The organism is Gemmatimonas sp. UBA7669 (assembly GCF_002483225.1).
Classification (GTDB): domain Bacteria; phylum Gemmatimonadota; class Gemmatimonadetes; order Gemmatimonadales; family Gemmatimonadaceae; genus Gemmatimonas.
Window position 1 is genome coordinate 81,660 of the sequence record NZ_DLHL01000043.1, and the last position, 23,431, is coordinate 105,090.

The window sequence follows — 23,431 nt, forward strand, 5'->3', positions numbered from 1 at the left end:
GTGCTCAGGCCGGCGGTGTGGCGGAGAACACGTAGCCCAGACCGCGCCTGGTGTGGATGAGGGGTGTGAAGGGCGCGCGGTCGATCTTGGCGCGCAGGCGATTCACGTACACCTCAACCGCGTTGGTGAACGGGTCGTGGTTGTCATCCCACACGTGGGCGACAATCGCGCTGCGCGAGAGCACCTTGTCCACGTTGCGCACGAACAATTCGAGCAGCGCGTACTCCTTGGCCGTGAGCGGAATGGCCGCGCCAGCGCGCTGCGCCGTGTGCGCCTGCAAGTCGACCACCAGATCTGCCACTTCCACGCGCATGGGCTGCAGCCCGTCGGGTCGTCGCAGCAGCGCGCGCAGTCGCGCGAGCAGCTCGCCGAAGTCGAAGGGCTTGACGAGATAGTCGTCTGCGCCGCTGTCGAGACCGGCGATACGATCGGCGACGGCATCACGTGCGGTCAACATGAGCACCGGTGCCGCATTGCCGCGCGCGCGGAGCGTGCGCAGCACCTCGAAGCCATCCATACCCGGCAGCATGACATCGAGCACGATGGCGTCGTAGGCGTTGAGTGCGGACTGGGCGATGGCGGCCTCACCATCTGCGCAGGTGTCGACGGCATATGATTCCTCGCGCAGCCCGCGCGCCACCAGGCGGGCGAGTTGCGGGTCGTCTTCCACCACGAGCAGGCGCACGCCTCAGCTCCTCACGCGTGAAGGCGCTGCGGTGCGCCGCTTCTCGAGCGGTCGACGGCGGAACCAACTGGCCACGAGATAGAACTCGTCGAGATCGTGAGTGGGAATGTCGGCACCCTGTGCGTCGGGGCCGCTGAACACGCGCTGCATGAGCTGCTCCAGGGCCGCGTGCTCCTCCGGGGTTTGCGGCGCGGGCAGCTCGGCGCGCACGGTGCCACGTCGGACGAGGTACAGCCATTCCCGTTCGTCCGGCCCCGCACTTCGATAAACGAACGTGAGGCGCTCCATGTTGGCGTGGAAGTGCTGGACGCGGTCGTGCAGCCAGCGCACGAGGGCCAATCGATCGCGCAGCACCCGCGCCTGCTCGAAGGCCAGGGACTCCGCCGCCTGCTGCATGGCGTCTTCGAGGCGGCGCACGGGCGCATCACTGCGTCCTTCGAGCAGGTCGCGCACCTCGTGGGCGGCCGCGCGATAGCCCGCCGCGTCGCCGGCCCCGATGCAGGGACCGGCGCAGGTGCCGAGGTCGTGGCGCAGGCAGCCGGGAGCGCGCGTTCGGCCGCGCGCCTGGGGTCGTTCACCGGCGAACCAGAGCGGCAGAGTGCGCGTGCTGCCGGTGACCCGAACGGTTTCTTCGATCAGGCAGTCGCGAAGGCCGGTGGCTTCAGCCAGCGCGCGGACGGCGTCGCGCAGTTGTGCCACGCGGCGGAATGGGCCGAACAGCGCTTCAGCCTGTGGGTCGTCGGAGCGTGGCACGACGCGCAGCCCGGGCACCGCACCGCCGGTCACCGCCACGTAGGCGCGCGGCCAGTCGTCGGCCACCATCATGCTGTTGAAGTGCGGGCGATACTGCTTGATGAGGCGCAGTTCGCGCAGCAGGGCGCCAAACTCGGTGTTCGTGTACTCCCACTCAATATGGAACGCGTGCCGCAGAATGCGCGCGGCCTTGTTCCGCCGGCCCTTGGCGCGGAAGTAGGACAGGAGGCGGGTGCGCAGCACGCGCGACTGGCCTACGTAGATGACCAGGCCCGTGGGGCCGAGCATGCGGTAGACGCCGGGCCGGTTCTGCACGGACTCGCGCACGAGCGCCCGCAGCTGCTTGCGCTGCGCCGGCGTGGACTGCGGGGGGCGACCGTGGAGGCGGACCGTGGGCTCGGTCATCCGGTCAAGGTACTTGCGTGCCGCATCGCCGCGCCAAGGTTAGCTTCTCGTCACACTCCCCCTCCCTCCCACCCGTCCCGCCGTGACTGCACCGGAATCGACGCACGAGGTGACCCGTCTGCTGGAAGCGCTGCAGGCGGGCGCGGAAGGTGCGTCTGACCAGCTGGCACCGCTGGTATACCATGAACTGCATGCGCTGGCGGTGCACTTCATGCGCCGCGAGCGCGAGGACCACACGCTGCAGCCCACGGCGCTGGTCAGTGAGGCGTACATGCGGCTCATGGGGCAGCAGCAGGTCTCCTGGCAGAATCGCGCGCACTTCTATGGGATTGCGGCGCAGGCCATGCGGCGCATTCTCGTGGATCACGCGCGCCGTGCGCGGGCCGCCAAGCGTGAGGGCGGCGAGCGGGTCACGCTCGATGAGTCGGTCGCAGACCACAGCGAGCGCTCGGTGGACCTGCTGGCGCTGGACGATGCCCTCAATCGTCTGGCGGTGGCCCTGCCGCGTCAGGCCCGGGTGGTGGAACTGCGCTTCTTCAGCGGACTCGACATCGACGAGACGGCCGAGGTGCTGGGCATTTCGCCCGCCACGGTGAAGCGCGACTGGACCTTTGCCAAGGCGTTTCTGCAGCGGGAAATGGACATGCGCTGAGGGGGCCGTCCCGTCCGGTAGGTCCCGTTCAATGAAATGAGCCAATCCCCGGCGGCGCTACGCGTGTCAGGAAGACCCGCTGTGTGGCTCATCGACGCCACCCGGCTCAGTCCTGAACCTCAACCGGGAAGCACCCATGACGCCGTGGGATAGAGGCAAACGAAGTGGATGGTCAACCATATGGACTGGTATGGCCGCCCTGATGGTCCTTGCGGGGTGTGGAGATTCCTCCGGACCCAAGGCCATCGCCACGGTGAGCATCTCTCCAGCGACGCTGCAATTGCAGCCCGGTGAGACCAGCAACCTGACGGCCACGGCGCGCGACGCAGATGGTAATGCGTTGACGGGGCGCAACCTGGTCTGGAACTCGGGCAATCCGGCAGTGGCCACGGTGTCCGCCAGCGGACTCGTCACCGGCGTAAGTGACGGAACCGCCACCATTACGGCGACGGCCGGGAGCATCGTGGGTAGCGGCACGGTCACGGTGCGCTCGTCGGTGGTCAGCATCTCGCTCACGCCGTCTACCGCCGAGTTGGTGGTGGGACGGGCGCCGATCACGCTGGCCGCCAGCGTGCGCAGCAACAATGGACGGGAACTGACAGATCGTCCGCTGCAATGGAGTTCGTCGGCACCCACCGTGGCGACAGTGAGTGCCAGTGGCGTGGTCAGCGCGGTGGCACCAGGACAGAGCACGATCACTGCAACCAGTGAAGGCGTGTCGGGATCGGCCGTGATCGTCGTGGCGCCCGACCCCTGTTCGGTGGTGCGTACCATCACGCTGAGCCAACCGATTTCGGGCGCCCTGCGCGCCACCGATTGCCGATTGGCCGACAGCACGGCGGTACAGCGCTTCGGCTTCACGCTGACGACGCGCACCAAGGTCGAGATCCTCATGAACAGCAGCGAGATCGACTCGTACGTGTTCGTACTGGATTCCGCGCGTCGGGTGGTGGTGCAGGATGACGATGGTGGTGGCGGGCGCAACTCGCGCATTCTGCGCACGCTGCCGGCCGGTCGCTATGAAATTCTTGCCAACGTCTACGACGCCGGGTCGTTCGGTTCGTATCAGCTGTCGCTGCTGCCGGCGCCCCCTGCCTGTGTGGTGGGTCGCGCGCTGTCCTTGCCGGCCACAGTGAATGCAACGCTCGATCTCAATGCCTGTCGGCAGAACGATGGCAGTCTTGAAGATCGCTACGATCTCACGGTGACGAGTCGCGGTGTGTACCGCGTGGACATGAACAGCTCGGCGGTCGACGCGGTAGCCGTGATTCTCGATGAGGCCGAGCGGGTCGTGGCGCAGGATGACGACAGCGGCAACGGCAACGATGCACGCATTGAGGTGCAGCTCGATCCGGGCCGCTACACGGTGCTCGCGCGGGCGTATCCGGGCCAGACGGGTGCGTACGCGCTGTCGGCCCGGGTGGCGATCGATCCGTGCGGCGTGAATCGACTCATCGAAGTGGGGCAGGTCATCAACGGCGTGCTCACGCGTGATGACTGCGCGTTCAGTGAAGGAGGCGGAGCACCGCGCTATCTGCAGCGCTACGGACTGATTCTCAACCAGCAGACCACGGTGCAGGTTGAGATGACGAGTACGGCGGTGGATGCGTTTCTCATCGTGCAGAACGGACAGAGTGGTGCGGTGGTGGCCTCCAACGACGATCTGGGACCTGGCACCACCAACGCGCGTGCGGTGGCCACGCTGCCAGCCGGTGCCTATATCGTGAACGTCACCACCTACGATGCCGGCGAGACGGGGGCGTTTCGGTTGTCCGTGGTGGTGCCCACTCCCACCAACGTACAAGTGCAGGTAACGCCGGGCTCCCTGTCGATGCAGCCCGGACAGTTGCAGCAACTGGCGGCCAATGTGAGCGGGTCGGCCAACACGGCGGTGACGTGGAGCAGCAGCGATGCCAATGTGGTGAGCGTGACGCCACAGGGCGTGATTCGCGGTATCACGGTGGGCAGCGCACGCATCACGGCCACGTCGGTTGCCGATCCCACACGCAGCGGCTTTGCCACGGTCACGGTCGGCACGTCGGGCGCGGGTCCCAACCTCGACATTCCTGCCGTGTATCTGGTGCAGGCGGTGCAGCAACTGGATGGTCGCGTCCCGTTGGTGGCGGACCGCCAGGCTGTCGCGCGCGTCTTTGTGCGCGCGAGTGTGTCCGGTGCTCCGCAGGCTGCCGTACGGCTGCGCGTGGTGCAGAACGGCACAGTGGTTGGCACCTACACGGGCATGGCCACACCAACGCTGGCGCCGGACGAAAGCTGCTGCTCGGCCAACATCGCCATTCCGGCCAGTGTGGTGAAGCCAGGCATGGGCATCGTGGCCGAGGTGGATCCGGACAACCTGCTGGCCGAGGCAAGCGAGAGCGACAATCTGTATCCGCAGAACGGTCAGCCGCTGCCGCTCACGGTGGTCAACATGCCGCCGTTCAACATTCGCATGATTCCGGTGCAGCAGGCTCGCAACGGACCGCTGGCGCAGGCCACCACCTCGCTGTTCAACACGCTCCGTGTGGTGTGGCCACTCGCTGCGGTGAACGCCACGGTGCGCACGCCGCTCATGATCGACTACACGGTGGCCACCCAGGGCTTCGATGACTGGGCCCGTCTGGTGCGCGACATCGAGATCCTGCGTCAGATCGAAGGTGGCGCCGACTTCTACTATGGCCTCCTGCGCACGCAGGGCACGAGCGGTGTGCTTGGCCTGGCCAACGGCATTCCGGCGCGCACGGCCATCGGCGTGGATGAGTTCTCCGACTTTGGCGCCGAGGAAGCACGCATTACGTTCGCGCACGAGATGGGGCATGTGCTGGGATTGCGTCACGCCCCCTGTGGTGGCGCTGCCGGGCCCGATCCCAACTATCCGTTTGCGGATGGTCGCGCTGGCGTGTGGGGCATGGACACGTTCTTTGGCAACGTGCTCAAGCCGCCCACCGGCACTGATATCATGACCTACTGCCCCAACCAGTGGGTGAGTGCGTACAACTATCGCAAGGTCTTCGACAACCGTCTCGCGAGTCCGAATGGTGCACGCATGGCGTCCACAAGTACGCTCATGGTGTCCGGTGCCATATCGCGTGGCGTGGTGACCGTGGACCCGGCATTCTCGGTGACGACGGTTCCCGCCACGAACGCGACGAATGGTCGCTACGAGGTGGAGGGCCGTGATGCCAACGATGTCGTGTTGTTCCGGTGGGGCTTTGATCCCTATCGCGTGGAGGACGGCGAAGAAGGATCGGAGGCCTTTGTCGTGGCGGTGCCGGTGGCGCCGGCCCTGCAGGAGCGCGTCGCCCAACTGGTGGTTCGTGAGCGCAACGGTGTGGCCCGGTCCACGCGTGGGGCTCGGCATGCCGTGAGCGAGCTCCCCGATCTGATGTCACTGCGGCGGCGTGGAGCCACGGCGTCGATTGCGTGGTCTGCCGCTGACGTACCCGCGGTGATGGTCCGCTCGCGAACCTCGGGTGAGATCCTCGCCATCGCGCGACGGGGTGCGCTGGACCTGGAACCCCTGGGTGACACCAACGCTCTCGAGGTGCTGGTGTCCACCGGTGTGCGCAGCGTGCCGCTGCAAGTGGATCTGGCACGCGGAGCACTGCGCCGATGAACACCTCCTCAGTCCTTCGTGCAAGCCTTCGTCCGGACAGTCGCATACTCCGGTTTGCTCACACAGCTCGCAACGCCACCAAGGGAGACGGTATGACACGCATGTCGATAGGTTCTGCCACGTCACGTCGATGGGCCATGCGCATATGTACACCGGTCATGCTGCTGACCCTCTGCGCTGCGGCTCCGGCCGCGGCGCAGAGCCGGGCGGACGCGGGGCCTGGGTCTGCCGTCGCCATGCAGGACGCGTCGCAGGACGCGTCGCTGGACGCCGTCAATGCGCTGGTGCTGCAACGCACCAAGGCCAAGGGCGCTGGGCCCTCCGCCGGCGCACGCAGCAAGACCAAATCGGCGACGTCGCCGGCACGCAAGCCCTCTGATGCGGCGGCCGCTGTTGCACCACCCAAGGGTTGGGCGCCGCTGCCGTCCGCGCCGCGACCCGCCGCCAAGCGTCGCTGAACGTCGGCGAGCTTCCACCACGGACCATGATGGTCACAACAACAGGGCCCGGCACCAGAACATCGGTGCCGGGCCCTGGGGTATTGCGGCGGTCAGCGCAGCGTTACGGCATCCAGGAGTCGTACGCTGGTCACGTGCCAGGTGCCGTTGCGCAGCGAGAGCTCGGCCTGTGCGCGTGCGCTCTGCCGTCGGTTGGCACCGAAGGGTGAGCGCACCGTGACGGTGAGTGGCATGACGGCAGTGGCCTCGTTGCCGTTCAGCGCCACGTCGGCGTCGCCATTCACACTCGCGCTGATCCGTTGTTCACTGGCGAGCGCCAGCCATGCGTCTCTCGCATCGCCACGCAGCAGACGCGCCGCGCCATCGCGCGTGCCAAGCACGCCCACCGCATCACTGACCGCGCCGCGAATGCGCACCGCCGATTCGGCGGCCGACAACGTGGGGGCCTCACGCGACGCCAATCGGGTCGACTCACGCTCCCCCGTCACCGCGGATTCCACCGGCGTTGGGGCCGGTGTCGGGTCTGGCACCGCCACTGGTGGCTTCGTTGGCGGTCGAACCGGTGCGGTGCGCGATGGCGGCGTCTGCTCTCCGCCACGCACCGGGGGCGGCGGTTCGCTGCGTGGTGGCGGCAACGGCGTAGTCACGGCGCCCGACCCCTCGCCAATGAGTCGACCGGTGATGTCGCGCTGCGGCATGAGGGCCCGCGGGTCTGGGTCGACGAGCGTGCGCGTTGCGGTGGCGCTGCCCTCGTCTAGCGATGCGCCATCGACTGATCGAGCTGGAGCTGGTGCGATGGCCAGATAGCCCACACCAGCCGCGAGGACGGCACAGGCTGCGAGGAGCGCGGACAAAGGGATGCGGGCCAGCAGGCCCGGTCGTGAAGCCGCCGCACTCGTCGACACCAGCGGTGCGGCCGCCGCCGCAGTGCCTGACGCAGGCGGTGTATGCCCTGATGCGACCGTGTACTCCGCTCGCACGCGCTCAAGTGCTTCGCTGAACGCCTGTGCCGTGGGGAAGCGGGCATCGGGTTCATGCTGCATGGCACGCTGCACGATGTCATTGAGCACGGCCGGTGTGCCAGGCACCAGACTCTGCAACGGCGGCGGTGTGTCCTGCAGCTTGCGCAGGATCAGCGCATAGTCGGAATCGGCCTCGAACGGCACACGGCCGGTGACCAGTTCGAACAACACTGCGCCCATGGCATACACATCCGTGCGGGCATCCACCTCTTCACCACGCAATTGCTCGGGCGCCATGTAGAGAGGCGTACCGACGGTATGTCCCGTTTGCGTGCGACGATGCTGGCCACGGAGGCGCGCAATGCCGAAGTCCATGACCTTCACCACGCCCGCGCTCGAGACCATGATGTTGGCCGGCTTGATATCGCGGTGCACAACACCCATGTCGTGTGCATGATCGAGGGCATCGAGCGCCTCCATGCACCACGCCACCACACGCGTCCACGGCAAGGCCCCACTGCGCTCGACGAGCTGCTCGAGGGTTTCGCCGCGCACGAACTCCATGACCATGTGCAGCTCGCCGTCATGTCGTTCAAGGCCGTGCAGGATGGCAATGTGCGGATGATTGAGACGAGCCAGCGCGCGGGCCTCACTGAGAAAGCGGTCGACGAGATCCTCGCGGTGGCCCAGTTCCGGACGCAGCACCTTGATGGCCACGTCGCGTTCGAGCAGACGGTCGACCGCACGGTACACGGTACCCATGCCACCGTCTCCCAGTCGTTGCACGATCTGGTAGTTGCCGACCACCCGGTCGATCATGGCGTGACGCCCTCGTCGACGACATCGATGATGACCACGGAGATGTTGTCGTGCCCCCCGGCCTCGCGCGCCCGGGCGACGAGCTGTGCGGCGCGCTCCGCCGTCGGGACCGCCGCCGCCAACACACGGCTGAGTGCGTCGTGCGCGACCAGATCGTACAGGCCATCGGTGCACAGCAGCAACCGATCGCCGTGGCGCAGCGCCACGGGATGTGTCCAGGCCGTCACGGCCACTGCATCCTGACTGCCGAGCGCGCGCGAGATGACATTGCGGTCGGGATGCTGGCGCGCGTCATCGGTGGACAACAGCCCCTGACGCACCATATGCATGACCGCGGAGTGGTCCTGCGTCATGACCAGCAGGTCGCCATCACGCAGCAGGTAGCAGCGCGTATCACCCACATGTGCGCACCAGACCGCACCATCCACCAGCGCCACCGCGCAGCAGGTGCTGCCCATGCCCTGTTGCGAGGGCTGTTTGCGACTGGCCTCGCGAATGCGTGCATTGGCGGCCTGTAGCGCCTCGACGAGCGTGGCGGGCCAGGTCTGCTGCCGTTCTTCGACCGCGCGCTGCACCGTCTGCACGATGGTATCGACAGCGAGCGACGCGGCCACTTCGCCGGCCTCATGTCCTCCCATGCCGTCGCACACCACCGCCAGCCCCTGCAGGTCATCGGCTCGGCTGTCCACGCGCAGCGCGACCGCGTCTTCGTTGATGCTGCGCACGCAGCCCACGTCGGTGGCGGCCGCGGCGTGATACTGCCGCTGCCGCCCGAGGGCCGCCACTCGCCATTGGTCGTTGGTGCGCCGGATGGCGTCAGCCGGCTTCATCGCTGCGTGGTCGGGTCGCCGATCCGCAGCAGTTCCATGCCGTAGCGGATGGGGATGGCGAACGACACCTGCACATCGGCAGTCTTGCCTGCGAAGTAGATGCCGACGACGTTGCCCGACACATCGAACATGGGCCCGCCGCTGTTGCCACCGCCGGTGGAATTGATCGTGAGCTGGTAGGTGTCACCACTTGGCGCGTAGGTCATGAACCCATCGCGCACTTCGGCATCGGCGGCGCGCAGAATCTTGCCGATGTTGCCGGCCGACAACGTGGGATCAGGCAGCGTGCGCTGCTGCATCTCGCGGTTGAACATGTCACGCGACTTGATGACCGTGATGACCTCCTCTGACACACCCGGATATCCCATGACTGTCACGGCATCGCCCTGACGCGTCTGATCGTAGGTGTCCGACATGGTGACGAACGGCAGCGCCTGCGGGGCGTCCACCTTGATGAGCGCCACGTCGTGTCGCTGCGAGGGGCGCACGTTGCTGGCTTCAAAGGGCGTAGGGTCCTTGGGGAAGCGCACGTACAGATATTCCACCCGCGCCTGGAAATCGCCGATGTCGCCCTTGGGACCGGCCTGCCGCGTTTCTGAGGGAATCCACTGCTGCGGAGGCCGGGTGATGATGGGCTGACCGCTGGCGTCGAGCATTGGCTGACCGGAGCTGGGATCAATGAGTGGTCCCACGTCTTCCGCATCAAAGCGATACCAGGTTTGCCAATTGTAGGCCACGTGGCGGTTGGTGAGGATGAAGCCGTTCTCCGACACCACGAAGCCCGAACCGCGTGAGCTCACGCCAATGGGGCGTCCCGCATACTGATCGAGCGTGAGGGCCGGCTCGATGCTGTTCTGCACTTGTACGTATGCCGGCACGACATCCTGCCCATTGTCGAGGATGCGGCGCTTCTGTCCCTTCACGCGATACTCGTTGGGAACCAGGCGGTGATACACCTGACCGCCCGTCCCGCGGTAAGTGAGCTTCCAACTGAAGTCCACTTGCACAATGGCTGGTGCGTTGCGCGCCGCAATTTCGGCGGGCTGCAGTTGCTGAGACAACGCGTTGGCGCGCGATCCCTCGCGCCGCAGGCTGTCGAGACCACTCGCCGCTGCGGCCGTGCCGGATGCAAGCTCCTGCGCGGTCTGCCAGCGATTGAAGCCAACCACGCCCAACGCGACCACAAGCACCCCAGCCATACCCAGCAGCATGTTGCGCTGAGACTGCGAGCGGGTCTCGCCGATGAGCCGCTCCACCGTGGCCTTGCCAACGGCGCCCGGCGCGGGCTGGCCTTTGGCGCCTGGCTGCGCTGATCCGCCATCGTGCTTGCCACCCGAAGCGCCTCCTGGAGCGGCTCCCGCAGCTGCTGCACCGGCAGCGATGCCGACCGCAGGCGCACCCAGTCGTGTCTCCACCACCTCAAAGCTGCCAATGCGTGTGGCCTTCACGGACCCCGCGGGCCGGGGATCGAGATCAAACTCGATCTCCGGACCTCCGGCGCCAAGTTGAATGACGTCGCCGGGTGTGAGGACGTGCTCGCCCATGAGACGCACCTTGTTGACGAAGGTGCCGTTGCGACTGGCAAGATCACTGAGCACAAAGCGCGCCGGATCGCTGCCATCGCGACTGATGCGGGCATGCTGACGTCCCACGAGATCATCGCGGTCGGGATCGAATCGCACCTCACACGAGGGGTCGCGGCCGAAGGTCAGCGTGCGGACGTTGGCGAGAGGAAACTCCTCGCGCTGATTGGCTTTCGATCCTCTGAGGTGGTGCAGGACGACGCGATCCATGGGTGGTGGTCTCCGGGCGGCTGACGAGCGAGTGAACGAGCGGAAGGAAAGGCCCGCGCAACGGGCATCACTTCACCACGCGCAGGCGGCGCGCATTCCGGCTCATGAGCCACGAAGGCGCGGGGCTGCGCGTGTTGAAGCGGACAGTCCCCATTCCCGTCGCTGTCCACTTCGAGGTTCCTCACGCCGCCCGACCAATCAGGAGCTGTCCATGCTGCGCTGCCGTCCGTTTCGTCGTCCGCTGTCCTCAGCACTTCACGCCACGGCGTTCCTTGTCGCCGGACTGCTGACGACGCTGCCGCTGCGGGCGGCGCAGGCTCAGTCGGCCCAACGGTGGTCCGTGCAGGCATCCGGACTGCACGTGGGTGTGTTCGGCGACGCGTACGAAGGACTCAAGGCCGGCCTTGGCGGCGAAGTGCAGCTGCGTTTCACACCGGGCGTCTGGTCATTCGGGGTTGGCGGGCAGGCGTCGAGCCACGGCACCACGGGCGCGGGCTTCGATGGACAGACCGTCATGTTGCAGGGCGCATTCATCGAACCGCGTCGGGTGGTCGACATTGGCAGCAGTCGTGTCGCACCCTATCTGTCGGCGCGACTCGCCTATCTGCAGCAAACCATCGACTTCACCCTCAGTGATGGCGTGTCGGTGCTGGATGTGAACGCCGAGGCCAGTGGTGCCCAGGTCAACGCCGGCGGCGGTCTGCTGGTGCGTCTCTCGCCGCGTGTCAATCTCGACCTGGGCGCTACCTACGGAGTCATTCGTTTTGGCGACGTGCTGGTGAACGTGCCGGGATTCGGTCAATCGAACGTGGCCGGTACCAGTGGCACCGGCCAGAATCTCGTGTTGCGCGCGGGCCTCGCCATCGGTCTCGGCAAGTAGTGGCCTGAGACGGCCCGATGCGTTGCCGCCGTGAGGAGTTACTCGCTCGGGTCCATGTCCACCTGGCCGCTCAGTCGTCGCGAGAGATGGGACCAGTTCATGCCAACGGCCAGCAGCAGTGCGGTGCAGATGAGCACGACGTGCGTGATGCCACGTGAGGAGCGCGCGCTCACGATGCCCACGTCGATCAGCAGCCACACCAGCCCACCCGAGATGGCCAGCACGAGCAACGCGCCGCCGAGTCCGATGGAGCGGCGCGTGGCATTGAGGAACACGGCCCAGCCGCCCATGAGCGCGAGCCCGAGCAGGAACTTGAGCGAAGTCGGGCCCGAGGTGCTGACACCGGTGCGCAGCGGGGCGATGGCCCAGTGATAAAACGACAGGCCTTCAGGATTGTAGGTGGCAAACACGAGCACGAGAGCGCTCACTGCACGGGCTGCGATGCCGCCAAATCCGGGTCCGTTGGCCATGAGTCGTTGAGGAAAGTGACAAAGGGTGGCTCGCGCTGTCGCGTCAGGCGCCCGATCGGGCCCGGCGCCATTGGAGCAGCGCGGCGACCATCCAGACGATGGCCGCTGCGATGAGAAAGAACTTGAGGCTTGCGGCGATTCCGGCAAGCAGGACGGTTGAGCTCGAGACATCTTGCGCCACGCCGCGAACGACAAGACGCCAGAGCAGCAGGTTCTCGAGCGCGTCAAGCGGAATACAGGCCAGCGTGGCCCAGGCCAGTCGGGCACCCGTCTGGTGCAGTGGCGCCGGCGTCGGTACCGCGTGGGTGAGCAGCAGCCGCAGGCTGGTGAAGAGCAGCATGGGGTAGGCCACGAGAAAAGCGCCGTCGACACCCAGACTGACGAGCGCGCTTTCGGATACACCGGCACTCTTCCAGATGCCGAGAATTTCTGACGCGCGCGACGCCGTGAAGGCGAGTTCGAGGCTGACAATGCCCCAGGGCACACCAGGCTGCTCGAGTGGCGCCCCGATGCCCAGGAGTTGAATGAAGAGGATGGGCGAGAGTGTCGCCCAGAAAAGCCATCCCAGCAGTCGCATGACAGGAGCCTAGCACCGGACATTCGCGTGCGGAACGGTGAGGTGCTAGCGTTCGCCATGGACCTTTCGGTCATTCCCTGGGAGGCGGTGCTGGGTATCGCCGTGGGCTTCGGTCTGGCGGCAGCGGCCGGATTTCGGATGTTCGTGCCGTTGCTGGCCGCCGGTGTGGCTGCAAAAGCCGGCGTGTTGGAGCTCTCACCGGGGTTCGTATGGCTGGCCAGTACGCCGGCGCTGGCGGCACTGGGCACGGCCACGATTCTCGAGGTCGGCGCCTACTCGGTGCCGTGGCTCGATCAGTTGCTCGACGTCATTGCCACGCCAACGGCGGTGGCTGCCGGCATGCTGGCGGCCGCCAGCGTGGTGGTGGACCTGCCACCGGTGCTCAAGTGGACCGCCGTGGTGCTGGCCGGCGGTGCGGCCGGGATGACGCAGGGGGCGACGGTGTTCACGCGCTTCAAGAGCACCACGCTCACCGGAGGCCTTGGCAATCCCGTGGTGTCGGCACTCGAGCTGGTAAGCGCGGTGGTCACGAGCGCGCTCGCGATTTTCCTGCCGCTGCTGACCTTGGTGGCCGTGCTGCTCCTGCTCGTGTTCTTCACACGGCGCGTGCACGGTGTGGTGTTTGGCCGAGGTGGTGGACTGCGGGCGGGTGCGGCAGACGAGGTGACACCGGGGGCGAGGCCGCGGGTGCCGAGGGGGCCTGGCTGAGGATTGGAGGGTTGGAGAACTGACGGTGTGAGGATAAGAGGATCTGGGGATCAGAGAGGCGGGCGTCGGGGGCCCCGTACAACTGGAGTCCCCGACGCCCGCCCCTCCAATCCCCGGATCCTCTTATCCTCACACCTTCTGTTCCAACGACGCCGGCGGACTACCGCGAACCGGTAGCTGGCACCAGAACAATCCGCCGAAACTCCACCGCCGTGTGATCGCCCTGCAGGTAAATGGGCCCCGGCTCACCTTCATTGCTGTCGAGCGCCCCACCCGTAATGCCCGGAATGGTCTGATCGGCGATGATGGTTCTGCCATTCAGCACCACGGTCACGCGTCGACCGACAAGTGTGATGTCGAAGGTCTGCCACTCTCCGGGACCGCGTGACGCGTTCTCATTGGGTACGAGGAATCCGTAGACGCCACCCAGATGCAGCGATGACGGCTCCTGCGCACCGCTGTCTTCGATCTGCACTTCATGGCGGCCGCGCAGATAGATGCCGCTATTGCCACCCTTGGGATAGCGGAACTCCACGTGCAGGCGGAAATCGGTGAAACGCTGCTTCGTGGCGAGGTTGGCGCCAGAGCGTGCATTGGTGAGCAGGCCGTTCACCACACTCCAGTTGTTGCGCGCACCGGGCAGGGGTTCCCACGCGTCCATGGCGGTTCCGCCAAAGAGCACGATTTCCTGGCCCCACACCGGTGCCGCGTTGCGTCGCAGCACCGGCGCACGCGTGCCGTTCACGCGATGCACGGCACCATTGGGCAGGGTCAGGGTGCCCTGCAGTCGATCGTCGCTGAGCGTGGCCTCCATCTGCAGATCATTGGTACCGGCTTCCCACTGTGGAGGGATGGCAAAGCGCAGGGTGCTGCCGTCGACGTTCACGCGCGCAATGGGCCGGGCGCTGCCGCCACCAGCGACAAAGCGGCCGACCAACGTGCGATTGCCCGACAACGTGACTTCGAGCCACGACGGATAGCGTCGACCGTCACCTTCGACCGTGAGATCCCATCGACCGATGACCGCGGCGCTGGCCGAAGCGGGTGCCTGTGCCTCCAGCACTGATGGCGTCGTCGGTACGCCAGCCATCAGTGTTGCTGTCAGCAGAACGCCGGTGCATGTAGCGCGACGCAGTTGGCTGGCGCGCCGCAGGGCAGAGTAACGCATGCGAATTGGTCAGGTGGAGGAGGGAGGGGCATCGGTCTTGAGACTCTCGGCTGCCGACAACGCCGCCGCACGTACGGCGGCGCGAACGCGGGGCGACGTACCACAGCGGCAGAGTACCCCGTCAAACGCCCGATCGATATCGGCATCGGTGGGTGCAGGGTTGTCGCGCAACAGCGCCACGGCGGTCATGACCTGACCCGACTGACAGTAGCCGCACTGCGCGACGTTGCCATCGGTCCACGCCGCTTCCACGGCGTGCGTCACGCGTGCCACCTCGGGGGTGTGCACGGGCGCGTGCAGGCCTTCAATGGTGACGACATGCCGCGTGCCAACGCGGCCGATGGGCAGGACGCAGGCGCGTGATGGCACACCGTCCAGCCACACGGTGCAGGTTCCGCAGAGCGCCATGCCGCAGCCAAAGCGTGTGCCCGGCAACTGCAGGACTTCGCGCAATACCCAGAGCAGCGGCATCTCCGGCTGCACGGTAACGCTGTGCCGCTCGCCATTCACGAGCACGGTGTGAGCGACAGGTTGACTCATGTTGGCCGCTGCTCCGTTTCCCGGGCCACAAAGCGTGATGAGCGTGTGGGGCGCAGTGGCAGGCTGCGGAGGCGTTCACCGGTCAATCGCGCCAGCGCATTGGCCACGGCGGGCGCGATGGGCGGTACGCCCGGTTCGCCCACCCCACCCGGTGTTTCGCCGCTTGGCACGATGTGCACGTCGATGTGTGGGGTATCGCGCAGAGCCAGCAACGGATACTCGTGAAAGTTGCGCGGCGTCATGCGTCCGGCCTCCATGGGAACGGCCCCGTGCAGCGCGGCCGTGAGACCAAATACCACGCCACCTTCCATCTGCTGGCGCACGCCATCGGGATGCACGGCCACACCACAATCGACCGCCACCACCACGCGGTGTACTCGAAGCTGCAGGGTATCCGATACCGACACCGTGGCAACCTGCGCGACCACGGTGCCAAACGCCTCGTGCAAGGCCAGACCCAATGCCGCGGGGCGGCCGTCGGGGGCGCGGCGCGGTGCATCCGACCACTCGGCTTCGCGCGCCGCCGTTTCGAGTACGCGGGCCGCCCGTGTGTGTCGCTGCAACAGACGCAGTCGATACTGCAGTGGATCGCTGCCCGCGCGTTCGGCCAGTTCATCGATGAACGACTCGAGAAAGAACGCATGGTGCGAATGCCCCACGCTGCGCCACAGTCCCACCGGCACGGGGAACTCGAGCTCGCGATGACCCACGCGCAGTGTCGGCCACTCGTAGGGTTGATCCCAAAGGCCTTCGGCGGCCGTGCGATCCGGCGTGTGTGTGGTCCACGGAAATTTCACGCGACGCGAGAAGGCCTTGAAGGGAGACTGCGACGCCGTTTGCGCCGTGATGGCCGTGGGCTGCCCGGATGTATCCAGGCCGGCGCGCAACAGCGCTGCGCATGCCGGTCGATAGATGTCGTGCTGCAGATCATCGCCGCGCGACCAGATTGTGCACACCGGCACACCGGGTGTTGCGGCCGCAATGCGCGCCGCCTGCGCCACCACGTCAGCCTCGAGTCGACGGCCAAAGCCGCCGCCGAGCCGTCGTTGGTGCACGACGATCTGCGCTTCGTCACGCTCCAGCACCTCGGCGACGGCACGACGCGTGACGTCGGGCATCTGTGTTCCGGTCCATACCGTCACGGCGGTGTCAGTCACCAGCACCGTGGCGTTGGGCGGCTCCATGGTGGCGTGCGCGAGATAGGGCGCATCGTACGTGGCCTCGTGCACGGTGTGGGCCGCCTGCAACGCGTCCTCGGCATTGCCGCGAAAGCGGTGTGGCAGTCCGGCGTCGTTGCGCGCGACACTGCGTAGTGTGGTGCGAATGCCCTCCGATGACAGCGCCGCGTGCGGGCTGTCGGTCCATTGCACGTTGAGCGCGCTCAGTGCCTGCTGCGCCTGCCACCAGCTGTCTGCCACCACGGCTACGCCTGGTGCATCCCCATAGTCCGAACCCGGGAGCGGCACGACGGTGCGCACACCGGGGCGCGCGCGCGCAGCCTCGCCGTCATATGCGCGCACGCGACTGCCCAGTACCGGCGGCATGATCACCGCGGCATAGCGCGTGCCTGCCGGCAGTTGATCCATGCCAAACTGCAGTTCCCCCGTGGCCGCGTCTTTCGCGTCCAGTCGCACACGCGTCTGCCCCACCACCGAATAGGTGGCGGGATCCTTGCGCTGCACCTGCGTGGGACGCTGCAGCACGGCATCCGCGACCAGTTCACCATAGCGCGCGCGGGTGGTGCCCGATACGACGTAACCCCGCTCGGTGCGCAGCGTGGCCACCGGGACGTTCCACCGTGCAGCGGCGGCGGCCAGCAACTGCGCACGGGCGGTGGCGCCGGCATCGCGGGCCACGTCCCACACGTCGCGCACACTCGACGACGCGCTGGTCATCATCAGGCCCACCTCACGCGCCGCCTTGGCCGCAAACCAGCGCAGGGCGCGCGCGGGCGCTGTATGCTCGTCGTCGGGGTGCAGTGGCAGGCCGTCCACCACGGCCGCCACGTTGTGGTAGATGCGATCGATGGGGGCGGGCACGGTGCGCACGCGGCTCCAGTCGCAGTCCAGCTCCTCGGCCACGATCATGGCCAGGGCTGTGTGGATGCCCTGCCCCATCTCACTCTTGGGCGAGATGATGGTGACCGTGTCATCGGGGGCCAGCGCCAGCCAGCCGTTCAGCGCCACATAGCCGGGCTCGAGGGACGGCGTGTGTCCCGCCCGCAGCCGTTGGCGCGGCGGCGAGATCGACCAGCCCAGAATCAGGGCCCCGGTGGCGCCCAGCCCTGTCAGCAGGAAGGTCCGTCGTCTCATATTCAAGGAAGATGGAGGCCGACGCGACGTCCGGCACCCACCGATCCTTCCTTTTCGCTGCGATATCCTGCCATGACCGTGTCCCGCCGCCTTTCTGCTGGCCTTGTGCTGTTCAGCCTGACCGCGTTCTCCGCCTGCAAGGACGAACAGACCAAGGTGGCCGAGGCGGCTGCGCGCATTGCCGAGCGCACCCAGGTGCTGGCCCCGGATGATGTGCAGATCGTGAGTACCGACGGTCGCACAGCCTTGGAGATCATCGGGGATTCCGTGCATGTGTTTCACGAAAACAGCACCATTCGTGTGCCGGCCACGCACATCGAGAATGTGCGCTACGCGGACGGCCGTCTGCGCTTCGACATCAAGGGCATCGGCATGAAGATGTTCGAGGTGGGTGACGGCAAGGAGGGGGCCACCTTCCGCCAGGCCGATGCACTGCAGTTCGTGGCCGTGGTGCTCGATCGCCAGAATCAGATCGAAATGGCGGGCAAGACTCCGTAGTGGCGGGTTCACCTCTTACGCCGGATACAACGATGTCGCGTTCGACGATGCGCAACTGGTTGATTCTTGGTGTGGTCCTTTCGGCGTTCAGCGTGGGGGGATGCGGAAGTGACCGTGGTGGACGCGTCAGTTTCGCCGGCGACTCCACTGCCACCGAGCCTCTGGCGGACGGCGATGTGCGCATCACCAGCACCGATGGCGCGCTGATTCTCGCGGTCATCGGCGATTCGGTGGTCATTCAGATGTCCGACAGTGTCAGGCAGGCGGTGCGGAGTGACATTCAGAACGAGGCCGCCGATGCCGGTCGTCTGGGTGCGATGATTGGCAATGCCGTGGGCGCCGCCGTGAACGCCGCGCTTGGCATCTCGATACGTGTGCCGGCCGAGAACGTCACCAATCTGCGCTACGAGAGCGGCAACTTGCGCTTCGACGTGGACGGCGGTCCGAACGTGAAGGTCAAGTCCAGCAACGGCGACAGCGCCAACACCATCAGCAACGGCAAGAGCAACGGTGGGGCCTTCACCGAAGAGGACGCCACACGGTTCATCGACGCCGTGCGGGCGGCGCAGGCCCGCCGAACCGCCATGTAGCCATGGCGGCCGGCGCCGCAGTCGCGCAGGTCAGGAGCTGCAGCTCAGCATGGAGCAGCCAGCTTTGTGACGCGCCCAGTCGGGCCGCCGCTCCGCCAGCGCGGCATGGGCTGGTTGTTCCACGTATGGTGTGCGCATTACCTCGAGCAGTGTGTGCACCAGTGCATCGTCGCCGGTGGTCGCGGCGTCGATGGCCTGCTGCGCCACGTAGTTGCGCAGGACGAACCATGGATTGACAGCATGCATGGCGGCGCGTCGCTCGGCGACTGAGCGAGACTGCGCACTCACCGTGCGCTGCCATTTCGCGAGCCAGGCAGCCAGACGTTCGCGCGCCGCGTCGCGCCGTGCGTCATCGTAGAACACGTCGCCCAATGCGCGGAGTGGATCACCATCCGGCAGCACGTTGTCCACGTTGCCCAGCGCGCGGAAGAAGCGCGTGAAATCCATTTCTGCGTCGTAGAGCAGCGCGTAGCCCTCGCGCACAATGTCGTCAGCCTCCGCGTCGCCCGGCAGCAGTCCGAACTTGGCGCGGTTCATGGCCTCGTACTCACGCGCGTACACCGTGGCGTAGTGGTCGATGGCCGATTGCAGCGTGGCCTCGTCAGGAATGACGGGGATGAGCGCCTCGGCCAATCGCACCAGATTCCACTGCGCGATGAGCGGCTGCTGGCCGAAGCGATAGCGTCGACCCTGTGCGTCGGTGGTATTGGGTGTCCAGCCCGGATCGAAGTTGTCCACCCAACCGTAAGGCCCGTAGTCGATGGTGAGCCCGAGGATGGACATGTTGTCGGTGTTCATGACGCCATGCACGAAGCCCACGCGCATCCAGTGCACCATGAGCTGCGCGGTGCGCTCGGCTACCTCGTGTAGCCAGGCAACCCGCTTGGCGCTCGCCTCGCCTTCGAGATGCGGAAAGTCCCGTGCGATGGTGAAATCGACGAGGCGCGTGAGCAGAGTCACGTCGTCGCGTGCCGCAAAGATCTCGAAGTTGCCGAAGCGAATGAAGGAGGGCGCCACGCGACAGACAATGGCGCCGGGTTCGAGCGCCGCGTTGCCGTTGTAGAACATGTCGCGCAGCACCACGTCGCCCGTGCGCACGAGACTGAGTGCGCGGGTGGTGGGCACACCCAGGTGGTGCATGGCCTCACTGCAGAGAAACTCGCGCAGGCTCGAGCGCAGGACCGCGCGTCCGTCGGCCGTGCGCGAGTACGGTGTGGGGCCGGCGCCCTTGAGCTGCAGTTCCCAGCGCTCGCCGCGGGCATTGAGCGCCTCGCCCAGCGTGATGGCGCGCCCGTCTCCCAATTGACCGGCCCAGTGCCCGAACTGGTGGCCACCATAGCAGGCGGCGTAGGGCTGCATGCCGGGCATGAGCGCGTTGCCACCGAACACCCGCGCAAAGTCGGGGTGGATGGGATCGCCAGGGGCAAAGCCCACCAGTTCGGCCACGTCGGCCGCGTGCGCCAGCAGCGAGGGCGCGGCAACGGGCGTGGGCTCCACGGCGCTCCAGGCCGCGCCCAGCACCTGTCGGCGCGTGTTGACCGGGTCCGGGTCGCCGGGCAGTTCGCGCACGAAGCGGTTGTCGAAGACGAGGGGGCGGAGTGAAGTTGTCACGTGGTGCAATCTAGCCTCCCCACATCGGAGATCCTGATGGTCATGACCGTTTCTGCTTCCCTGCGCGCGCGCCCGGCCGCGTGGCTGACGTTGGCGAGTGTGCTGCTGGTGGCCGCATGCGGTGGCGAGTCCAAGTCCAACGTTCCGGATAGCGTGGTGACCGTGAATCCGTTTCCGGAGGTCACGCTTTCGGCGGTGGCCCCGGCATCGTACGAGGGTACGTTGCCCTGCGCGGACTGTTCCGGACTCCGCACCGTGCTGGCCATCTGGCCCGACAGTGTGTATCGCCTCGCGCAGACGTATGAGGGCAAGTCGACCACGCCCGTGGTGACGATGGGGCGGTGGCGACTCAGCGAGTCGGTGGTGTCGCTCGAGACCGACAACGGCATTCCCATCCTGTACCGTCGCGTGGGGGACGATACCCTCACCCTGCTGGACCAGCAGGGTCAGCCGATTGCCTCGTCGCTCAACTATTCGCTGCAGCGCTCCGCCTCCATGAATAGCCTGCGCGAGCCGGCCGCGTTCACCGGCACCTTCGAGTACATGGCCGATGCGCCTACCTTCCGCGAATGCGGTTCGGGACAGACCTATCCGGTGCTCATGCGTGGTGACTACCGCAAGCTCGAACGCGCGTTTCTGGCCGCCAAGCTTCCACCGGGCAGTGGTCAGCAGGTGGAAGTGCGCGCTCGCTTTCTCGAACGGCCGGCTGACATGGAAGGCCCGCGCGACCGCGACGTAGTGGAGATCGTGTCCTATGTGGGTCCATCGGCCAATCCCGGCTGTCGTTGAGCCGGGAACTGCCTCAGAACCCCTGGACTTGTAGAGGTATGGCCAACACTGATCTTCAGCAGAACGCCGGTGGTTCGGGCAATGCCGGCACGCCCTACGGCAAACCGTCACCTGACACGCTCAAGAGCACGCTCACGCCTGAGCAGTATGCCGTCACACAGCAGTGCGGCACCGAACCGCCATTTCAGAATGCATTCTGGGACAACCACGAAGCGGGGCTGTATGTGGATGTGGTGAGCGGCGAGCCGCTCTTTGCCAGCATTCACAAGTTCGACAGCGGGACCGGATGGCCGAGCTTCACGCAGCCGGTGGCACCCAACGTGACTGAAGTCGAAGACCGCAGCTACGGCATGCGGCGCGTGGAGGTGCGCAGCAAGCACGCCGATTCACACCTCGGTCACGTTTTCCCTGATGGGCCGCGTGAGGCCGGTGGCATGCGCTACTGCATCAACTCGGCGTCACTGCGATTCATTCCGCTCGCAGAACTCGAAGCGGCCGGTTACGGTGCCTATCGTGTGGTCTTCGAAGGAGGCAGCGCCCATGGCTGAATCAGTGGCGGGTGACCGTGTCACCGACGTGGCTATTCTGGCCGGTGGCTGCTTCTGGGGAATGGAGGAGATTCTCCGTCACATTCCCGGTGTGCTGGAGACCGAGGTGGGCTACACGGGCGGCTGGTTGGAGAACCCGACGTATCACGACACGCACGACAGCAAGAGCGGACACGCAGAGAGTGTGCGCATCGTGTTCGATCCGACGGTGCTGACGTACGAGACGTTGCTCGAAGACTGGTTCTTCCGCATGCATGACCCTACCACGCTGAATCGTCAGGGCAACGATCTCGGCACGCAGTACCGCAGCGCCATCTTCTACACCAGCGAGGCGCAGCGTGAGACCGCGGAACGTGTGAAGGCGCGTGTGCAACAGAGTGGCCTCTGGACCAAGCCCATCACCACCGAAATCGTACCGGAAGCGCGGTGGTGGACGGCGGAGGGGTACCACCAGGATTATCTGCAGAAGAATCCCGGTGGTTACACCTGCCACTGGATGCGCTGACTCAGCCGACTTCCCGGATACGGAGCGCCCCTGAGGGACAACGGGCCACCGCGGCGCGCAATTCGTCGTCGGTGGCCTGTTCCGTTTCAATCCATGGTGTTCGACGGGGGTTGAAGACGCGGGCGTTGGCCTTGACGCAGTTGCCGCTGTGCTGGCAGAGCCCCTGGCGCCATTCAATGGCCAGCTGCCCGGCCGGGTAAACGCGGGTGATGGCCTGCGGATCGGTTGGAGCGGGAGTGTCGGCCATGCGATCTCCAAGTGGCGGTGGTTGACAAGTCTAGTCTTTAGGAGTTGAAATTGACAAAGGATCCGAACGATCGAAAGTCAATTGCTCCAAAAAAACCACATCGTCGACATGATCAATAACCGTCCATCAAAGAAGCCGCTTATACTTGCGCACGGAATTAACTCCGATGGTGACTGGCAAGAAAGCGCATCGAAGTTGCTTTCATCATTCTTTGATTGCCGTCCATACAAGCATGGGCACTTTCGGGGTATCCGGATACTCGACATAGCCATTGAGTGGAGGGTTATGGCGTTGTCGATTCTCTTGATCGCGTTTGGCATTATCACTCCCTCTCTTCACGCCTCATGGTTGTACTGGTCAATAGTCGTTGTGTTGCCCTGCCTCGGGTGGGTTCTTTCAAGACGCCGATTTCAGATCGAGGTGGAAAAGTTCTGTGCTTTTGTCGGCGACGGCACCAACGGAATGGAGAGGCCGTCAATGGTTGCGCACAGCTTCGGAAGCTATCTCTCATATATGTGGGTCAACCGTTCACCTGTGCGTCGAGTGGATCGGATCATCTTTTGCGGTAGCGTACTGCCATCAAGCATCGATTGGGCAAAGCACCAGGGCCAGTTTGTTCTGGTTTGGAATGAGGTTGCCACCCGAGATCGCGTAGCAAGAATGGCGGGTACCTTCTATCGCCTGATTCCTGGGCTTGGGGGATCCGGATATAGTGGATTTCGAGAGAACCACGTTTGGGTGGTTAGCACCAATCCTTTTACCTCTTCATTCTTGATTCATGTGTTACCGTCTCGGGTGATAAACGCATTCTTTCCGGAGTACTCGCACTCTGGCTCACTCCTCGAACTGGACCATTGCGCCAAAGTGTGGCTTCCTGTATTGCTTGGCATAAGTCCGAAAGAATACTGCGAGTTCGTTGAGGCCTGCGTTGTCGCATATCAAGCGGATCAAGAGAAGAGATACGAAATTCTAACTGTTGCCGAGGAGGAACTTTGGGTAATCCCCCCACTTGTAGGGG

23 protein-coding genes are annotated in these 23,431 nt (G+C 65.6%); 11 read left to right on the forward strand and 12 right to left on the reverse strand.

Annotation, left to right across the window (positions count from 1 at the left end; genetic code table 11):
- Positions 1-4 precede the first annotated feature (4 nt).
- Entirely contained in the window at positions 5-685 is a 681-nt protein-coding gene (locus B2747_RS11960) for a response regulator transcription factor (protein WP_291161004.1), read from the reverse strand.
- Positions 686-688: 3 nt separating this feature from the next.
- A complete protein-coding gene (locus B2747_RS11965) occupies positions 689-1,843 on the reverse strand; it encodes a GIY-YIG nuclease family protein (protein WP_291161009.1) in 1,155 nt (384 codons plus the stop codon).
- Between the two features lie 82 nt (positions 1,844-1,925).
- Between B2747_RS11965 and B2747_RS11970 the strand changes: the two genes are divergently transcribed.
- From B2747_RS11970 to B2747_RS11980, 3 genes are all read left to right on the forward strand, one after another.
- Complete coding sequence (locus tag B2747_RS11970; RefSeq protein WP_291161014.1) at positions 1,926-2,495, forward strand: sigma-70 family RNA polymerase sigma factor; 570 nt, start codon at positions 1,926-1,928, stop codon at positions 2,493-2,495.
- Between the two features lie 190 nt (positions 2,496-2,685).
- Positions 2,686-6,108, forward strand: a complete 3,423-nt coding sequence (locus tag B2747_RS11975; RefSeq protein WP_291161016.1) for an Ig-like domain-containing protein — start codon at positions 2,686-2,688, stop codon at positions 6,106-6,108.
- Positions 6,109-6,209: 101 nt separating this feature from the next.
- Positions 6,210-6,566 (forward strand): hypothetical protein, encoded by a 357-nt coding sequence (locus B2747_RS11980; RefSeq protein ID WP_291161019.1) that lies wholly within the window; start codon positions 6,210-6,212, stop codon positions 6,564-6,566.
- A 92-nt stretch (positions 6,567-6,658) separates the two neighbouring features.
- Here the strand turns inward: B2747_RS11980 and B2747_RS11985 are convergent, their stop codons facing one another.
- From B2747_RS11985 to B2747_RS11995, 3 genes are read right to left on the reverse strand one after another with little or no spacing between them, the layout of a single operon-like run.
- Positions 6,659-8,347, reverse strand: a complete 1,689-nt coding sequence (locus B2747_RS11985) for a serine/threonine-protein kinase (RefSeq protein ID WP_291161022.1) — start codon at positions 8,345-8,347, stop codon at positions 6,659-6,661.
- Positions 8,344-9,177, reverse strand: coding sequence for a Stp1/IreP family PP2C-type Ser/Thr phosphatase (locus tag B2747_RS11990; RefSeq protein WP_291161026.1), 834 nt, complete (start codon positions 9,175-9,177; stop codon positions 8,344-8,346). The genes B2747_RS11985 and B2747_RS11990 overlap by 4 nt, the downstream gene beginning before the upstream one ends.
- Positions 9,174-10,970 (reverse strand): trypsin-like peptidase domain-containing protein, encoded by a 1,797-nt coding sequence (locus B2747_RS11995; protein WP_291161031.1) that lies wholly within the window; start codon positions 10,968-10,970, stop codon positions 9,174-9,176. The genes B2747_RS11990 and B2747_RS11995 overlap by 4 nt, the downstream gene beginning before the upstream one ends.
- A gap of 211 nt (positions 10,971-11,181) precedes the next feature.
- Here B2747_RS11995 and B2747_RS12000 point away from each other — a divergent pair, with 211 nt between their 5' ends.
- Positions 11,182-11,850 (forward strand): hypothetical protein, encoded by a 669-nt coding sequence (locus tag B2747_RS12000; RefSeq protein ID WP_291161032.1) that lies wholly within the window; start codon positions 11,182-11,184, stop codon positions 11,848-11,850.
- A gap of 38 nt (positions 11,851-11,888) precedes the next feature.
- Here B2747_RS12000 and B2747_RS12005 read toward each other — a convergent pair whose 3' ends face one another.
- Positions 11,889-12,320: a DUF6524 family protein gene (locus B2747_RS12005; protein WP_291161035.1), complete on the reverse strand. Its 432-nt coding sequence runs from the start codon at positions 12,318-12,320 to the stop codon at positions 11,889-11,891.
- 43 nt (positions 12,321-12,363) lie between these two features.
- Positions 12,364-12,897: a hypothetical protein gene (locus B2747_RS12010; protein ID WP_291161037.1), complete on the reverse strand. Its 534-nt coding sequence runs from the start codon at positions 12,895-12,897 to the stop codon at positions 12,364-12,366.
- Positions 12,898-12,954: 57 nt separating this feature from the next.
- Between B2747_RS12010 and B2747_RS12015 the strand changes: the two genes are divergently transcribed.
- Entirely contained in the window at positions 12,955-13,605 is a 651-nt protein-coding gene (locus B2747_RS12015) for a DUF4126 domain-containing protein (RefSeq protein WP_291161040.1), read from the forward strand.
- Positions 13,606-13,765: 160 nt separating this feature from the next.
- Here B2747_RS12015 and B2747_RS12020 read toward each other — a convergent pair whose 3' ends face one another.
- Genes B2747_RS12020 through B2747_RS12030 form a run of 3 tightly spaced genes read right to left on the reverse strand, consistent with a single transcriptional unit; the run spans position 13,766 to position 17,625 of the window.
- The gene (locus tag B2747_RS12020; protein ID WP_291161043.1) at positions 13,766-14,773 is read right to left on the reverse strand and encodes a 3-keto-disaccharide hydrolase; all 1,008 of its coding nucleotides are present in this window, start codon (positions 14,771-14,773) and stop codon (positions 13,766-13,768) included.
- 9 nt (positions 14,774-14,782) lie between these two features.
- Positions 14,783-15,313 (reverse strand): (2Fe-2S)-binding protein, encoded by a 531-nt coding sequence (locus B2747_RS12025; RefSeq protein ID WP_291161045.1) that lies wholly within the window; start codon positions 15,311-15,313, stop codon positions 14,783-14,785.
- Positions 15,310-17,625 carry a xanthine dehydrogenase family protein molybdopterin-binding subunit gene (locus B2747_RS12030; RefSeq protein WP_291161048.1) on the reverse strand — a complete coding sequence of 772 codons (2,316 nt, stop codon included), beginning with the start codon at positions 17,623-17,625 and terminating at the stop codon, positions 15,310-15,312. The genes B2747_RS12025 and B2747_RS12030 overlap by 4 nt, the downstream gene beginning before the upstream one ends.
- 72 nt (positions 17,626-17,697) lie before the next feature.
- On the opposite strand from B2747_RS12030, the gene B2747_RS12035 reads away from it, so the two are divergent.
- A complete protein-coding gene (locus B2747_RS12035) occupies positions 17,698-18,123 on the forward strand; it encodes a hypothetical protein (protein WP_291161051.1) in 426 nt (141 codons plus the stop codon).
- 32 nt (positions 18,124-18,155) lie between these two features.
- Positions 18,156-18,713 carry a hypothetical protein gene (locus B2747_RS12040; protein WP_291161054.1) on the forward strand — a complete coding sequence of 186 codons (558 nt, stop codon included), beginning with the start codon at positions 18,156-18,158 and terminating at the stop codon, positions 18,711-18,713.
- Between the two features lie 30 nt (positions 18,714-18,743).
- Here B2747_RS12040 and B2747_RS12045 read toward each other — a convergent pair whose 3' ends face one another.
- Positions 18,744-20,324: a protein adenylyltransferase SelO gene (locus tag B2747_RS12045; RefSeq protein WP_291161057.1), complete on the reverse strand. Its 1,581-nt coding sequence runs from the start codon at positions 20,322-20,324 to the stop codon at positions 18,744-18,746.
- Positions 20,325-20,366: 42 nt separating this feature from the next.
- On the opposite strand from B2747_RS12045, the gene B2747_RS12050 reads away from it, so the two are divergent.
- Genes B2747_RS12050 through msrA form a run of 3 tightly spaced genes read left to right on the forward strand, consistent with a single transcriptional unit; the run spans position 20,367 to position 22,166 of the window.
- Positions 20,367-21,113 (forward strand): copper resistance protein NlpE N-terminal domain-containing protein, encoded by a 747-nt coding sequence (locus tag B2747_RS12050; RefSeq protein WP_291161060.1) that lies wholly within the window; start codon positions 20,367-20,369, stop codon positions 21,111-21,113.
- Between the two features lie 38 nt (positions 21,114-21,151).
- Positions 21,152-21,661 (forward strand): peptide-methionine (R)-S-oxide reductase MsrB, encoded by a 510-nt coding sequence (gene msrB, locus B2747_RS12055; RefSeq protein WP_291161064.1) that lies wholly within the window; start codon positions 21,152-21,154, stop codon positions 21,659-21,661.
- Positions 21,654-22,166, forward strand: coding sequence for a peptide-methionine (S)-S-oxide reductase MsrA (gene msrA, locus B2747_RS12060; RefSeq protein WP_291161068.1), 513 nt, complete (start codon positions 21,654-21,656; stop codon positions 22,164-22,166). The genes msrB and msrA overlap by 8 nt, the downstream gene beginning before the upstream one ends.
- Before the next feature lies 1 nt (position 22,167).
- Here the strand turns inward: msrA and B2747_RS12065 are convergent, their stop codons facing one another.
- Positions 22,168-22,413, reverse strand: coding sequence for a (4Fe-4S)-binding protein (locus tag B2747_RS12065; protein WP_291161070.1), 246 nt, complete (start codon positions 22,411-22,413; stop codon positions 22,168-22,170).
- A gap of 108 nt (positions 22,414-22,521) precedes the next feature.
- On the opposite strand from B2747_RS12065, the gene B2747_RS12070 reads away from it, so the two are divergent.
- A partial coding sequence (locus tag B2747_RS12070) for a hypothetical protein (RefSeq protein WP_291161073.1) occupies positions 22,522-23,431 on the forward strand: 910 nt, incomplete at its 3' end.